This window comes from Bacillus sp. ISL-46 (genome assembly GCF_018613205.1).
Map to the genome: position 1 here is coordinate 19,034 of NZ_JAGGQR010000015.1, position 14,770 is coordinate 33,803.

Below are 14,770 nucleotides of genomic sequence, written 5' to 3' on the forward strand. Positions count from 1 at the left end.
CTACACAACCCCTCTACAAGTTAACTTGTGACTTACTCATCACCCAGTCCAACAAACGCTTTTGTAATGTTTGTTTTCGTTAATCTGCCGATAACCTCATATCCATTTTCTGATTTTCGAACCACTGGCAGGGCATCAATTTGTTTTTCAATTAATTTTTTGGCGATATCGATTAATAAATCGTCCCGTTCACACATAGTTATATTCGGCATTCTAGTCATAATAATATTGACAGGAATGGTGGAAAGCTCTTGTTTACCTATACTTGCTCTGAGCAAATCTTTTCTGGACAATACCCCAACAAGGATGGTATTTTGATCCACTACAAATAATGTTCCCACATCTTCAAGGAACATGGTACAGATCGCATCATATACAGAAATATTTTCATTCACCACAATAGGGATGGATTGATAATCTTTCACATATATTTTTTGTAAATTTTCAGTTAACAGCTGTGTCCCAGATTTACCCGTATAAAAATAACCCACACGCGGTCTTGCATCTAAAAAGCCAGCCATCGTTAAAATTGCCAGATCTGGCCTTAATGTTGCTCTAGTCAAACTTAATTGATCGGCAATATGCTCTCCGGTAATCGGCCCATTATCTTTTACTATTTGTAAAATATGTTCTTGCCGTTTGGTCAGTTCGATTGTACACACCACCTTTGTATTACATCATGAAGGGTTACCCACAACCTTCAAATAGTCATACTTTATTAGGAATATTATATACTATGGAATGTATAAAGAAAACTCGCCAATTGGCGAGTTTTCCATTAAAACGTCATTTTTTCTTGCAAAAAGCTAACAAGTTCACTTACTGGGATCCGTTTTTGTTCCATTGTATCACGGTCTCGAACAGTAACCATATTGTCTTCTTTAGAGTCAAAATCATAAGTGATACAAAAAGGTGTACCAATTTCATCATGCCGACGATAGCGTTTCCCAATGGAACCTGATTCGTCATAATCCACTGAAAAGTGCTTCGCTAAAGTAGCAAAAACTTCTCGTGCTTCTTCAGACAGCTTCTTCGATAATGGAAGGACTGCCGCCTTAAATGGGGCTAGAGCAGGGTGGAAATGCATGACCGTTCTAGATGTACCATCTTCAAGCTGTTCTTCATCATAGGCATCAATCAAGAATGCTAATGTAACCCGATCCGCTCCTAAGGATGGTTCGATACAGTATGGTACATACTTTTCATTTGTTTCAGGGTCAAGATAATGGAAATCTTCACCAGAATATTCCATATGCTGCTTCAAGTCATAATCTGTTCTTGAAGCGACACCCCAAAGTTCACCCCAGCCAAACGGGAATTTAAATTCAAAATCAGTAGTCGCATTACTATAATGGGATAGTTCATCTTCAGAGTGATCTCGTAGCCTTAAATTTTCTTTGGTAAGACCTAAGGACATTAACCAGTCTTCAGCAAATTGTTTCCAATAATCAAACCATTTAAGTTCTTCACCAGGCTTACAGAAAAATTCAAGTTCCATTTGTTCAAACTCTCTTGTCCTGAATGTAAAATTCCCCGGAGTAATTTCATTTCGGAAACTTTTTCCTATTTGAGCAATTCCAAACGGCATTTTCTTTCTCATCGTACGCTGAACATTTTTAAAGTTAACAAAAATACCTTGGGCCGTTTCAGGGCGAAGGAAAATTTCATTCGTACTTGATTCTGTTACCCCTTGGAAGGTTTTAAACATTAAGTTGAACTGACGGATACCAGTAAAATCATGACTGCCACAGTCCGGGCATGCGATATTGTGTTCTTTAACCAGTTCTTCCATTTTTTCAAATGGTAAGCCGTCGACAATCATTTCAATGCCTTTTTCATCTAGTGCATTTTCAATTAATTTATCCGCGCGATGGCGTGCTTTACAATTTTTACAATCAATCATTGGGTCATTAAAGTTCCCAATATGCCCTGATGCTTCCCAAGTACGAGGATTCATCAGAATACTTGCATCTAAGCCAACATTATAAGGCGACTCTTGAACAAACTTTTTCCACCATGCCTGTTTAATATTGTTTTTAAATTCAACGCCTAGCGGGCCGTAATCCCAAGTATTTGCAAGTCCTCCGTAAATCTCTGAACCTGGAAAAATAAATCCTCTGTGTTTTGCATGTGAGACGATTTGTTCCATTGTTACATTCATTGAAATTGCTCCTTTTAATAAATTTGATTCAAACAAAAAAAACTCTCGTCCCTATGCTTGTTAAGCATAGGGACGAGAGTTACCCGCGGTTCCACCCTAATTGCTGCAAAAAACAGCCTCTTTAATCGTGTTAATAAACACAAAGATTGCTCAGGAACGCCTTCCTTAGTGCCCTATACCCTAGCTTCCACCACCCTAGGTTCGCTTTTATAGAGATTACTAAGTACTCTTCTCCGTCAATGCAAATATTTTATTAATGAAAATAATAACGAAAACTCCAAACATTGTCAACAGGGTGCTTATAAGAGATTTCTGAATTTATCCATGGAATTAAGAAACTTCTTTGTTTTGAGATGAAGTCCCGAATACTCTTCATAGTAAGAAGTAATAACATTCTTAAGTTCAGCCTTAGTCTCTTCTTTAACAGAAATATTTCCTAACCTTGAAAGATCAAAATAATAAAATAGCCTTAATAATTTAATCGTACTCGGTGTTAATTTGAAATGGTACGGATCTTTATCTAGACAACGATGACAGATAAGCCCACCTTCACGAATGGAAAAAGAAAAATGTCCGTCTGTACTGCCGCAAACGGAACATTGATTTAAGATTGGGTTTAATCCCAATACATTTAACATTTTCATCTCATAAATATTCATGAGAATATCCGGGTCATAGCCCTCATTCAAATAATTCAATGTTTGATAGAGCAATTCAAAATGAAAAGGGTTTGGTTTTTTTTCTTCCGTGCATTTATCGGTTAACTCGACAATATAACTAGCATAGGCAGTTAAAAAAATGTCTTCACCAATCGATCTTAAGGATGTAGCCGTTTCACCCTGCTGCATGCTTCCTAAACCAGATCCTCTAGTAATTAGAAAATAACCATGTGTAAAAAGTTGTGTAATGGAGGAAAGGCGGCTGTTTGGCTTTTTTGCACCACGCGCCATCACACCAATCTTTCCCCATTCCCTTGTATATATTGTCACTATTTTATTTGTTTCACCATAATCTGTTGTTCTAATAACGATGCCTTCACACTTCTGAAGCATTATTGTCACCTTCTAAAGTAGCACGAAGACAAACTTATGAAACGGGAAAATCGATTTGTGCTAGCTCATCATTCAGATTTCCGGGTATTTCTTGGTTTTCCTTCTCAAGTTCTTTAATGAGAAGATATGTGTCAATATTACCTGTTTGGAGGAATACTTTCCACGTAAAATCCATCATCGAAAACCCCACCTTTCATATTTAGACTAGCTTTCATTCGGTCCCAAACCTTACAATTATCATAGCCTGCCAGCGCAAAAATCATAAGACGAAATATTTGTTAATGTTGTCCATGCATAATTTGAAATAATCGGTAATATTTTAGTTAGGGTTATTAGAAAAGCGGAAACGCCTTGGTCGGCCATTATTAATCAATATTCATCCTCATTGAAGCCATAATCTCGAAGCTGGGACATCTTATTGCGCCAATCTTTTTGAACTTTTACCCATAGCTCTAAATATACTTTTGACCCTAGTAGATTTTCAATATCAACTCGTGCACGCTTGCCTATTTCTTTTAACATGCTGCCTTGCTTACCAATAATAATTCCTTTTTGTGAATCACGTTCGACAATTACGGTTGCCATGACATCAATAATTTCTTTACCCTCTCTCCGCTCCATTTTGTCAAGAACCACAGCTAAAGAGTGGGGAATTTCCTCTCGTGTTAAGTGGAGTGCTTTTTCCCTTATTAACTCGGTAATAATAAACCGTTCTGGGTGATCTGTGACCTGGTCTGCTGGATAGTATTGTGGTCCCTCCGGCAAGAAGGACTTAATCTGTCCTAACAATGGCTCCACATTGTTTCCTTCTAGCGCAGATATTGGGACAATTTCTTTAAAAGGGTATTTTTCTTTATATGATTCAATAATCGGCAATAATTTATCAGGATGGACTTGATCAATTTTATTAATTACAAGAAAGATTGGCGTATTAACTGTTTGAAATTTTTCAAGAATAAATTCTTCACCACGTCCAAATCCTTCTTCAGCATTTACCATAAATAAAATCAAATCAACTTCTTTTAGCGTATTTACAGCAACCTTCATCATAAAATCGCCTAATTTGTGCTTGGGTTTATGGATACCTGGTGTATCTATAAAAATCATCTGGGCATCATTTACTGTTAACACACCTTGGATTTTGTTACGAGTTGTTTGTGCTTTATCACTCATTATGGCAATTTTTTGGCCAATCACGCGATTAAGAAACGTGGATTTACCTACATTCGGCCGGCCAATAATCGAAATAAAACCTGACTTGTATCCTTTGCTTCCGTTGTCATTATTCAGCATATAGATCCTCCTGTATGAAGGAACTTGCCTTTTTTGTTTCTTTAATTAGTTGATCGATGTTCACTAGTGTTCTTCCCTTCCAGCAGAATCTGCTGTTTCTTTATTTTACCTCAAAATTGATTGAAAATCATTAGGTTGAAGTAAAAAAATTAGAATTTTCTAATAAATCAGCAAGTCTTAATAATTTTGCTGATAAGTTATTTTACCTAATCCAGTATCCTATTTCAAATGATGGTAAATAAACTCTATTCAGCTTAATTTTTTAAAGCTTTTGTATGTAGGGTAAAAATATTAATAGGCCAATTACAACCGATAGTACGGCATAAACTAACACCGCTCCTGCTGCCATATCCTTCGCTTGTTTTGCTAATGGATGATAGTCTTGTGTAACTAGATCGACAACTCGTTCGATTGCGGTATTGACTAATTCCAATGCAAACATTCCCGCAATAGCAAACAGGATGAATATCCATTCAGTCTTTGTAATGGAAAAATAATAAGAGACGAGTACAACAAGAATGGAGCAAAAGAAATGGAACCGCATATTTTTCTCTGACTTCAGGGCCACTAAAATCCCGGCGATTGCATTCGAAAATGTACCCAACCATGACTGCTGTGGTCGTTTATCGTTTGAGTCCATACTCGTCTAATATTTCCTTTTGCAATGTGAACATTTCTTTTTCCTCTTCATCGGTCATATGATCATAACCAAGAAGATGAAGGAAACCATGTACAGCTAGAAAACCAAGCTCACGTATAAAAGAATGTCCATATTCTTCTGCTTGCTCGATTGCTTTTGGTATAGAGATAATAATATCCCCCAAGACACGAGGCATATCAACCCCTACCAGCTCCACTTCACCTTCCCCAAGCTCTTCCATTGCAAACGAAATAACATCCGTAGGCTTGTCTTTATCGCGGTATTCCCTGTTGATCTCCTGTATTCTATCATTTGAAACAAATGTTACTGAAACTTCGCTATGCTCTTCAACATCCTGTTTTCTAGCCGCAAAGGTAAGGATCCTTTCGATTTCAAGCATTTGTTCTTCTGTTAGTTTTTCCGTTTCGTCGATACAATCAATTAGTAATGTCATGCTTGCTTCACCTTCTTTATCATTTCTGGATATTCAATTCTGGAGTGAAAAATCCCCTTTAAGGTCTCACATAAAGCTTCAGATACGGTTTCAATTTCTCTCATTGTGATATCACATTCATTTAATTGTCCATCTTGGAGACGATCAGCAACAATTTTTTTAACCAGTGATTCTATTAATTCAGGCGTAGGCTGGGATAATGAGCGGACTGCCGCCTCGACACTATCTGCAATACCAACCACCGCAGACTCTTTTGTTTTTGCCTTTGGACCAGGATAGCGATAATCCTCTTCCTTTACCTCAGTTTCACCTTGGATAGCCTTATGATAAAAAAATTTTAGCAAAGTTGTCCCGTGATGCTGTTCAGCGATATCGATAATTTCTTTTGGCATAGGGTACTTCTTTAAAATATTAGAGCCATCTGTTACATGGGCAATAATAATGTTTGCACTTTTATCTGGCGGCAGCCGATCATGAGGATTTTCTAGATGCATCTGATTCTCGATATAAAAATTCGGACGTTGTGTTTTTCCAATATCATGGTAATAGCTGCCCACTCTTGCTAAAAGTCCATTTGCACCGATTGCTTCACATGCAGATTCCGCTAAATTAGCAACCATCACACTATGATGATATGTACCTGGTGCTTCCATTAATATTTTTCTTAATAGAGGATGGTTTGGATTGGATAGTTCAATCAGCCTCATCGTCGACAGAATTCCAAAACTCGCCTCAAAAAAAGGCAGTAATCCAATCGTTAACACAGCAGAACCTATACCTGAAACAAGAGCAGTGGTTAAATAATATCCATACTCCATACCAGAAAATTGGCCATTTGGAAGAAACATTAACGCTAAAATAGACATAATATTTACGATTGCCGCAAACGAGCCAGCCTGCAAGATTTTTGAACGCTGGTTTTGGTTACTAAGAAACAAAATTCCCGCTAAGGCACTGAATAGGATGTAAATCCCCTCTGAAAAATTTAGTGTCCCTGTAATTCCCTCGTTAAATAAAATACTTCCGCATACCGCCATAATAATCGACATAAGAATGGCAAGCTTTTCATCAATCAAGATCTTAATTAACATTCCCCCTAAAGCTGCAGGGAAAAGATAGCCAATTCCGGCAAAATTAAAAATTTGCAGCATGCTGATTATTTTCATAATAAAGATTGAAAGTATGAAAACAATCCCATACAACAACAAGTCTGTCTGTCTCTTTTCTGGAATTGATTTTATTTGGTAAAAATAAAAATAGATTGAAGACAGAATAATGGTTATCAATACCATTAATCCAATAAAAGGCTTAAAGGATCTCTCATTATCAAGAAGGCCGACTAATTTTAACTGTCTATAAATATCCTGGTTGATTAATTCTCCTTCTTCAACAATAATTTGCCCCTGAAGAATTTTGGCTGGCTCCACACTTTCTACCGCTTGCTGTCGCAGCTCTTCTGTTGCATTGGGATCATAAAATTCATTTTGAATAACAGCATACCTGCCGAGTTCAATGACACCATTTCTTAAATTATCATTTAAAGTTGTATATTTTAATTCTTCCTCCACTCTTTTTTTTGCATTCTCTACTTCATCAGCAGAAATCCGTTGGGCCATAACATTGTTAATCGCAGTAACAGTTAAATCCTTCGCGATCGATAATTCATCATTACTAGCTTGGACTAAGGCCGTAAAAACCTGGTCAGAAAGCCCCTTTGATACATTCGATGTTAATTTTGCCTTTAACCTGATCATTTTTTCAGAATCACTAGGTTCCGTTTTTGCTGGTTTTTCTTCTGGGGCCAGTTCTTCAAACTTCTTGATTTCTGCATTTATTTCATCATTCACTTCAGTAACCGCTTGAAAAATGGAGCTAATTAAATCGACCCGATTTTGCGTATACTCTTTTTTCAAGGCATACACATCCTGTACTTGGTCAAGAGCATCCCTACGCTTATTTTCAGTACTTTTCTTATCCTCCACTGTTCCAGGGGAACGGATGGTTTTTTCTGCTACTGAAAACAAGCTTAAATCCAATTTTTCAGGTTTTACATTACTATACATCGCGGCAAATAATACGGTACCTAACATGATAAAAAAGAGAACTAGAAAAAAAGTGATATCTAGCAGTTTGCGTATCCGTATGAAGTATTGCTGTAGTTTACCCAACTAAATCCCTCCAACCACGGCCCATGAAAATGATTTTATATTAAAAAATCATTTCTCAAAAATTGTCATATTTTCACTGTTCCTGCTTTATGTAAAATGATAACAGTTTTTCGAAGAAGTTTCACCTTCTTTGGAAGAAGATTAGTTTTAAGTCCACATTTCCAAAGAAAAAAGAGGTAAACCACAAATAGGTTTACCCCTCTCGATTCTCTTTGTTCTCGTACGCCTCAATAATTCTGCCAACAAGCGGATGACGAACCACGTCAGTTGTTTCTAAAAAGACAAAGGAAATGCCCTTTACATTTTTTAAAATTCCTTCGGCTGCAATTAAGCCTGATTTTGCACCTTTTGGCAAATCGATCTGTGTTTGATCACCCGTAATGACCATTTTTGACCCAAAGCCAAGTCTTGTCAAAAACATTTTCATTTGTGCATGGGTTGTGTTTTGGGCCTCATCAAGTATAACAAAAGCATCATCTAATGTTCGACCTCTCATATAGGCGAGCGGAGCAATTTCAATGGTTCCTCGTTCAATTAACCTTTGCGTATGTTCAGCCCCAAGCACATCATGGAGAGCATCATATAGTGGTCGCAGATACGGGTCTACCTTTTCTTTTAAATCACCTGGAAGAAATCCAAGACTCTCGCCAGCCTCAACTGCAGGCCTTGTTAAAAGTATTTTATTCACTTGCCCATTTTTGAGAGCGCCCACGGCCATGACAACAGCAAGATATGTTTTCCCGGTTCCGGCAGGGCCAATCCCAAATACAAGATCTGTTTTTTTAATTGCTGTTACATATTCTCTTTGTCCAAGCGTCTTGATCCGAATGGTTTTACCTTTAACATTTTTGCCAATTTCTTCTTCATATAAATTCACAAAATATTCAAGTGTCCCAGCGTTCGCCATTTGAACCGCGTATAGGACGTCTCTTTGACTAATATTAATTCCCTTTCGAATCACAATCATTAATTTATTTAATATTTGTCCGGCCAGATTTACATTTTCCTCATCACCGGATAAACTGACAGCTTCACCCCGAGTAATGATGGTAACATCAAGCTCTTGTTCAATAATTTTTAAATTGGTATCAGAATTCCCTAGCAAACTAATTGCTTCTGCAGGATTTTCAAGTTGTACATTTATGGTAGTTAACTTTTCTGTCATTCACTAGTCTCCTTGGAAATCGGTTGTCCGACTGCAATATTTTCAATTACCTTAAAATGAATATCCAGTATAACTTTACCATTTTTAATTGCTTTGTGTAAAATTTTTTCATCTTTTATCATAGCATCTTCATCTAACCGACCTTTTATTTGTTTTTTTGCCAGCTCAATTGCAATTTGTTGGGCCTCTTTATTTGAATAGGTACGCTGAACTTCTTCCCGCTCGCGAAGGGTTTTGTTGAGATAAGAAATTGGCAATTCCCACTTTAAGAAATGAATTTTATGAACATTCATTTCGGTTTCATATTTCAAGAATTCAGGCTTACCAAAGCCCCAAACAGGGAGTTCGAAATCCCCCAGTAAAATAAAATGTTTTTCCTTTTCTTTGCCATTATATACTTTAAAGTTGGTTACTAACGGGAGCTCCACATGACTTTTATACCAAGTTTCACCCCAAACCTCTCCTTTGGCCGCAACCAATTCCGGAGTACCTTCTTGCCCAAATTCACCTGAAACGAGTAATTGCCCCGGCTCCACATGATCATTAATTTCTACCATTTTTTGACCATTTTCAATATACATATTTACGATTATCGCTTTCTTTTTTGCGATAAGGTTCCTCGGTGATAATTGCTCTGGCCTTTTTGGCTCATTTTTCTCGACAACTTGAAGGTGGAAGGTTGTCCCTTTTAATTCCACTCCAACCCATGTTAGATCCCCAACATTATTTGTCAGTTGCCTTTGAATACCTTCCACATTATCTACAAATAATTGCAACTTTCCAATCTTAACACCCATCTTGTCCAATTCTTTACGAATTTGATATTCTGTCGCTGGTTTTGCCCCTTTTATTTCAATCCCCCAAATAACATTGGATAAAACCATTAAGATAAGCAAGAAAATTCCTGCCCCCGCTAAAAAGCCACTATTTTTAAGCACTCTCTTAATTAAAAAAGGCACTCCGCTCCTTCGCAGGAAGGAAATGGAGCATTCACTTTTCCTTGCATAGTGTCTGATGTTCTTGGCATCTCTAAGTCTCATCTTAAAGGTAATTGTTTCTGTTCCATGCCGTTTGACATGCCAAATATGAAGTCCATTCCTGGTAAGGACATTTAAAAAGCGTTCAATACCCTTTCCTGATACTTTAACAGTAACCCTGCCATATAAAAATTCGACCCACTGGTTATTCATTTTGTTCCTCCCGGATTATCAGTTATATAAATGACCTGTTCAATTTTCCCTTCGAGCAAAATTTCTTCAGGTAAAATCGTTTTAATAACAAAATATTTACCTTTTATTAATAACTGCCCTTGCTTTAATAGCAGACGGAGTTCTTTATCAGTAAACACAAGCAAGCCGCGATGGTTCTCAATATATATATGAATTTGCCCAACCATCGTAATGCGGGGTAAATCCATCATGACATCTTGAGGAAGATCCATTTTTTCAGCCATCCAGTTACGGACCCGTTGGCCCCATTTTTTCGCCATAAAAAAAGAACCCCCTTTCATCTCATATTTATGAAATGAAAGGAGGTTCTAGCACACCTTTTTCTATTTAGCTATGTTGATTTACAACTAACATTTTCTTGGGAAAAAGGGCTTTTTGGAACGCGGCTCACCAAGAATTTCTGACCAAACCATCCCATTAATGAGCGTTTTTTCATCTGGATAAAGAGAAATGATGCTACATTCCTCTTGCCCGGATTTAACTTCTACTTTCTCGACCTTTGGCTGGGCTACTGACATTCCAATCCGTTTAACCTCAGACTCTTGTTTCAACTGCTGGTATTTATTTTCGAGCTTTTCGAGTTGATCCAGTGAAATTTCCGATGGTATATTCTTTGATTTTAAAGTGCTGGTTGTTGGAATTTCATCATAATTGAGTTGCTTTTTAACTAGTGTCCGAATTTCTTCAAAAGTATCCCTTGAAAAAGTTCTATTGCGAGATTGACCTGTCTTACCTTTTGCCTTACGGAAAATGACAGAGACAATACCCATGACAATCAAAAATACTAAGGTTTCCAAAAATCACCACCCCTTTATTATCCCAAAGCGGGCTTTATTGTCCGTCTTTTTTATCTCCCGTTATCTTACCAATTGAACCTCTCATTTCAGTATCTGCTGAAATATTTTTAAAGTTCATATAATCCATTACACCAATATTTCCTGATTTGAGCGCTTGAGCCATTGCAAGAGGAACCTCTGCTTCCGCTTCCACGACCTTTGCCCTCATTTCCTGGACCTTAGCTTTCATTTCTTGTTCTAACGCCACAGCCATTGCCCTGCGCTCTTCAGCTTTCGCCTGGGCAATTTTCTTATCCGCTTCAGCTTGTTCGGTTTGTAGTTCAGCCCCAATATTTTTACCGATATCCACATCAGCGATATCAATCGATAGGATTTCAAAAGCTGTTCCGGCATCTAGTCCCTTCGAAAGAACCGTTTGCGAGATTAAATCTGGATTCTCGAGCACCTTGCTATGACTATCCGATGAACCGATAGTGGAAACAACCCCTTCACCGACACGAGCAACCACGGTTTCCTCCCCAGCACCACCGACAAGACGCTCAATGTTAGCTCGAACGGTAATTCTCGCTTTGGCCTTTACTTCGATACCATTCATAGCAACCCCGGCAATAAATGGAGTTTCAATTACTTTCGGATTAACACTCATTTGTACCGCTTCTAAAACATCACGCCCTGCTAGGTCAATGGCAGCGCAGCGTTCAAACGATAATTCAATATTTGCCCGATGTGCAGCAATTAGAGCATTGACTACTCTGTCAACATTCCCGCCGGCAAGATAATGGCTTTCCAGTTGATTGGTGGTAACGTTTAAACCTGCTTTATGGGCTTTTATGAGTGGGTTAACCACTCTGCTTGGCGTTACCCTTCTAAGCCTCATCCCAACTAATGTAAAGATACTAATACGGACTCCTGCCGCAAGCGCAGAGATCCAGAGCATGACTGGTACAAAGGATAATAAGATCCCAAATAAGATTAAAGCGACAACAACAACTGCAATGATAAAAATCGTTCCACTGCCTACAATCATTTTTTAACCCCCTTCTTTTATTCTAATTCTCTTACAACAATACGCGCTCCTTCAACCTTAATGACTTTAACGATAGCATTCTGCTCGATAAAGCCGCCTTCGGTTACCGCATCAATTCTTTCATTGTTAATAATAACGGTTCCTGCTGGGCGTAAAATGGTTAAGGCAATCCCTTCCATTCCCAACAGATCGGTACGATTAATATTAGAGACATATCCATCTTCTTTTCTGGCTGAATCAAAAAGAACCATTTTATTAAATAAAACAAGCTTTTTATCAAAAATCTTAATCATTATAAAGAAAACTAGGACAGATAAGAAAATCGCAATTATGATGGATACCCCGATTTGGATGGTGTCCGAACCTGCTAAAAAAAGACTTAAAATTAAAGCAGCAACACCAAGTGTGCCAGAAATAGCTCCAGGTAAAAAGAACTCCAAGAAAATCAGCAGTAATCCTGCCACAAATAATAGTAAAGTACCATAACCTGCAAGCCCTGCTTGAAAATGCCCATAAAAGAATAAAATGAGCGCAAACACACCAATAAATCCTGCCACACCAAACTTGGATGAAAAAAGCTCTAATACAATTCCGATTCCCGCAATCGATAATAGAACGGTTACAACAATCGGGTCAGTAAGAAATTCAATCATTCGAAGGCCCCCTTTCTTTCTTTAGCTTCGACAATTAATATTACGTTTGAAAGTCAATTAAGTTTCATTAAAAATAATAAAAGACCGCAGGCTAAAAGCCTACAGTCTTCCTGTCAGAATACTATGAAAGGTGTTGTTGTACAAGTTTATTTACAAGTGCCCCATCTGCTTTGCCCTTTACTTTAGGCATAATCGCAGACATCACTTTTCCCATTTCTGCTTTTGATTTTGCGCCGACTTCAGAAATTGTTTCTTTAACAATTTCCACCAGTTCCTCTTCAGAAAGCTGTTTTGGCATATACAATTCAACGATAGCCAACTCTGTACGCAACTTATCAACTAGGTCATCACGACCAGCTTTACCAAATTCATGGAGGGAGTCTTTGCGTTGTTTTACTTCGCGAGAAAGGACTGTTAACTCTACATCTTCTGCAAGCTCTTTTGTGCCGAGCTTGATAGCTTCATTTTGCAATGAAGCTTTTACCATCCGAATTACTGAGAGTTTGTCTTTTTCCTTGTTTCTCATCGCTTGTTTCAAATCATTATTCAAACGCTCGAGAAGACTCATGTATTGCACCCTCTCTTAAAACTTACGTTTTCTAGCTGCTTCAGACTTTTTCTTGCGTTTTACACTTGGCTTTTCATAGAATTCGCGCTTTCTTGCCTCTTGCAAAGTACCAGTTTTTGATACTGTACGTTTGAAGCGACGAAGAGCATCTTCAAGCGATTCGTTTTTACGAACGACGGTTTTAGACATTCTCTTTCCCTCCCTCCGAAACACAACACACTAACATTCAATCCATGTACCTTGCAATTATAATATAACCTTGATACAAGGTCAACTGAAATTCACAGTGATAGTACATGCTTTTTATTTTTTATTCAAATAAATAAAGACTTGTCTTAATTTACCTTAAAAAGTGGCATGTCCCTCCTTCCACCACCATACAATGAAGCGAGGGGGGCCATACAATGTTATACATATTATTATTTGTTCTTTGCATTTTATTATTTGTCTTTGGAATGACCATTATTAGATTTGCGCTGTTTAATTTATCAGCAAATAAATTAAAGGGCTGGCTGATTAAACTTACTAGTACTCCCTTAAAAGGGATGCTAACAGGGACATTTATTACGGCACTATTACAAAGCAGTACTGCTGTAATGGTGATTACAATTGGATTAATTTCAGCAAGGATCATGACGTTCCCTCAGTCGATTGGGATTATTCTAGGAACAAATATTGGAACTACCTTTAAAACAGAATTAATTACATTTAATATTGATAAAGTCCTTGTTCCACTCGCTATTTGTGGAGCCCTACTTATATTATTTAAAAATAAAAAAGCGAGAAGCATCGGGATGCTTCTATTTGGAATTTCCTCTGTTTTTGCAGCTATGAAAGGCTTCGAAATGCTAGCTGTCCCGTTAACATCGATGAATTTGATCAATAATTTTATCCTTTCCATTAATGATCAGATTCTTTTAAGCCTGTTAACCGGTACCATAATGACAGCTATTATTCAATCGAGTACAGCGATGACTGGAATTGCAATGAGCTTCCTAACAGCCGGGCTCTTGCAGCTTGATGCAGGTATTGCTATTGTCCTCGGGGCGAATATTGGGACATGTATTACCGCCCTTATTGCTTCGATTGGCGGGGGAAAGGAATCGAGATTAGCTGCATTTGCGCACGTTTGGCTCAATGTATTTGGGGTCCTGCTTTTTATCCCGCTTATCCCAACACTTACTGACAACGCCCCACTTCTTGCAGATACAAAAAATGTCCAATTAGCCCATATAAGTGTCATCTTTAATGTTGCCACTTCATTATTGGTCTTACCATTTGCAACGAAGTTTGGGAAAATGATTTTATTTTTACATGATAAAACACCTAAAAATCCAAGTACATGAAAATAAGACGGCTTTTTAGCCGTCTTATACTGACTTTACTGGATATTAATTGGTAGTTCTCTTTAAATTCATATACTTATTACATTTTTTCGGAACTTATGACATATTTCCAAATACTTATTACCTATTTTTTGGCACTTAAGACATATTTCTGGACACTTACTACTTATTTTGTAAAACTTACGACATTAACTGGATATAATTGGAATTTATATCA

General features: G+C 37.6%; 17 protein-coding genes and 1 other annotated feature. Of the genes, 1 reads left to right on the forward strand and 16 read right to left on the reverse strand.

Annotated features, from left to right (window positions below):
• Positions 1-32: 32 nt before the first annotated feature.
• The 16 genes from ccpN to rpsU all read right to left on the reverse strand — a co-directional run bounded on the left by ccpN (position 33) and on the right by rpsU (position 13,396).
• Complete coding sequence (ccpN, locus tag J7E67_RS09755) at positions 33-662, reverse strand: transcriptional regulator CcpN (protein WP_214731939.1); 630 nt, start codon at positions 660-662, stop codon at positions 33-35.
• Positions 663-778: 116 nt separating this feature from the next.
• On the reverse strand, positions 779-2,161 hold the full coding sequence (locus J7E67_RS09760) for a glycine--tRNA ligase (protein WP_214731513.1): 1,383 nt from the start codon (positions 2,159-2,161) through the stop codon (positions 779-781).
• Between the two features lie 65 nt (positions 2,162-2,226).
• Positions 2,227-2,410: a binding site (T-box leader), on the reverse strand.
• Positions 2,411-2,460: 50 nt separating this feature from the next.
• A complete protein-coding gene (recO, locus tag J7E67_RS09765; RefSeq protein ID WP_214731515.1) occupies positions 2,461-3,213 on the reverse strand; it encodes a DNA repair protein RecO in 753 nt (250 codons plus the stop codon).
• A 34-nt stretch (positions 3,214-3,247) separates the two neighbouring features.
• Positions 3,248-3,391, reverse strand: a complete 144-nt coding sequence (locus J7E67_RS09770) for a YqzL family protein (protein ID WP_066257674.1) — start codon at positions 3,389-3,391, stop codon at positions 3,248-3,250.
• 191 nt (positions 3,392-3,582) lie between these two features.
• Positions 3,583-4,506, reverse strand: coding sequence for a GTPase Era (gene era / locus J7E67_RS09775; RefSeq protein ID WP_214731518.1), 924 nt, complete (start codon positions 4,504-4,506; stop codon positions 3,583-3,585).
• Between the two features lie 262 nt (positions 4,507-4,768).
• Positions 4,769-5,146 (reverse strand): diacylglycerol kinase family protein, encoded by a 378-nt coding sequence (locus J7E67_RS09780; protein WP_214731521.1) that lies wholly within the window; start codon positions 5,144-5,146, stop codon positions 4,769-4,771.
• A complete protein-coding gene (ybeY, locus tag J7E67_RS09785) occupies positions 5,130-5,600 on the reverse strand; it encodes an rRNA maturation RNase YbeY (protein WP_088089019.1) in 471 nt (156 codons plus the stop codon). The genes J7E67_RS09780 and ybeY overlap by 17 nt, the downstream gene beginning before the upstream one ends.
• Entirely contained in the window at positions 5,597-7,768 is a 2,172-nt protein-coding gene (locus J7E67_RS09790) for an HD family phosphohydrolase (protein WP_214731523.1), read from the reverse strand. Before J7E67_RS09790 ends, ybeY begins: the two co-directional genes overlap by 4 nt.
• Before the next feature lie 193 nt (positions 7,769-7,961).
• Complete coding sequence (locus J7E67_RS09795; protein ID WP_214731525.1) at positions 7,962-8,933, reverse strand: PhoH family protein; 972 nt, start codon at positions 8,931-8,933, stop codon at positions 7,962-7,964.
• A complete protein-coding gene (yqfD, locus tag J7E67_RS09800; protein WP_214731527.1) occupies positions 8,930-10,123 on the reverse strand; it encodes a sporulation protein YqfD in 1,194 nt (397 codons plus the stop codon). Before yqfD ends, J7E67_RS09795 begins: the two co-directional genes overlap by 4 nt.
• The gene (gene yqfC / locus J7E67_RS09805) at positions 10,120-10,422 is read right to left on the reverse strand and encodes a sporulation protein YqfC (protein ID WP_168245116.1); all 303 of its coding nucleotides are present in this window, start codon (positions 10,420-10,422) and stop codon (positions 10,120-10,122) included. The genes yqfD and yqfC overlap by 4 nt, the downstream gene beginning before the upstream one ends.
• Positions 10,423-10,509: 87 nt before the next feature.
• Positions 10,510-10,959 carry a hypothetical protein gene (locus J7E67_RS09810; protein ID WP_214731529.1) on the reverse strand — a complete coding sequence of 150 codons (450 nt, stop codon included), beginning with the start codon at positions 10,957-10,959 and terminating at the stop codon, positions 10,510-10,512.
• A gap of 34 nt (positions 10,960-10,993) precedes the next feature.
• Entirely contained in the window at positions 10,994-11,986 is a 993-nt protein-coding gene (gene floA / locus J7E67_RS09815; RefSeq protein WP_168245118.1) for a flotillin-like protein FloA, read from the reverse strand.
• Positions 11,987-12,003: 17 nt separating this feature from the next.
• Positions 12,004-12,639: an NfeD family protein gene (locus J7E67_RS09820; RefSeq protein ID WP_214731531.1), complete on the reverse strand. Its 636-nt coding sequence runs from the start codon at positions 12,637-12,639 to the stop codon at positions 12,004-12,006.
• 121 nt (positions 12,640-12,760) lie between these two features.
• On the reverse strand, positions 12,761-13,207 hold the full coding sequence (locus J7E67_RS09825) for a GatB/YqeY domain-containing protein (protein WP_214731533.1): 447 nt from the start codon (positions 13,205-13,207) through the stop codon (positions 12,761-12,763).
• 15 nt (positions 13,208-13,222) lie between these two features.
• A complete protein-coding gene (gene rpsU, locus J7E67_RS09830) occupies positions 13,223-13,396 on the reverse strand; it encodes a 30S ribosomal protein S21 (protein ID WP_007087607.1) in 174 nt (57 codons plus the stop codon).
• 215 nt (positions 13,397-13,611) lie between these two features.
• On the opposite strand from rpsU, the gene J7E67_RS09835 reads away from it, so the two are divergent.
• Complete coding sequence (locus J7E67_RS09835) at positions 13,612-14,553, forward strand: Na/Pi symporter (RefSeq protein WP_214731535.1); 942 nt, start codon at positions 13,612-13,614, stop codon at positions 14,551-14,553.
• The last annotated feature ends 217 nt before the right edge of the window (positions 14,554-14,770 follow it).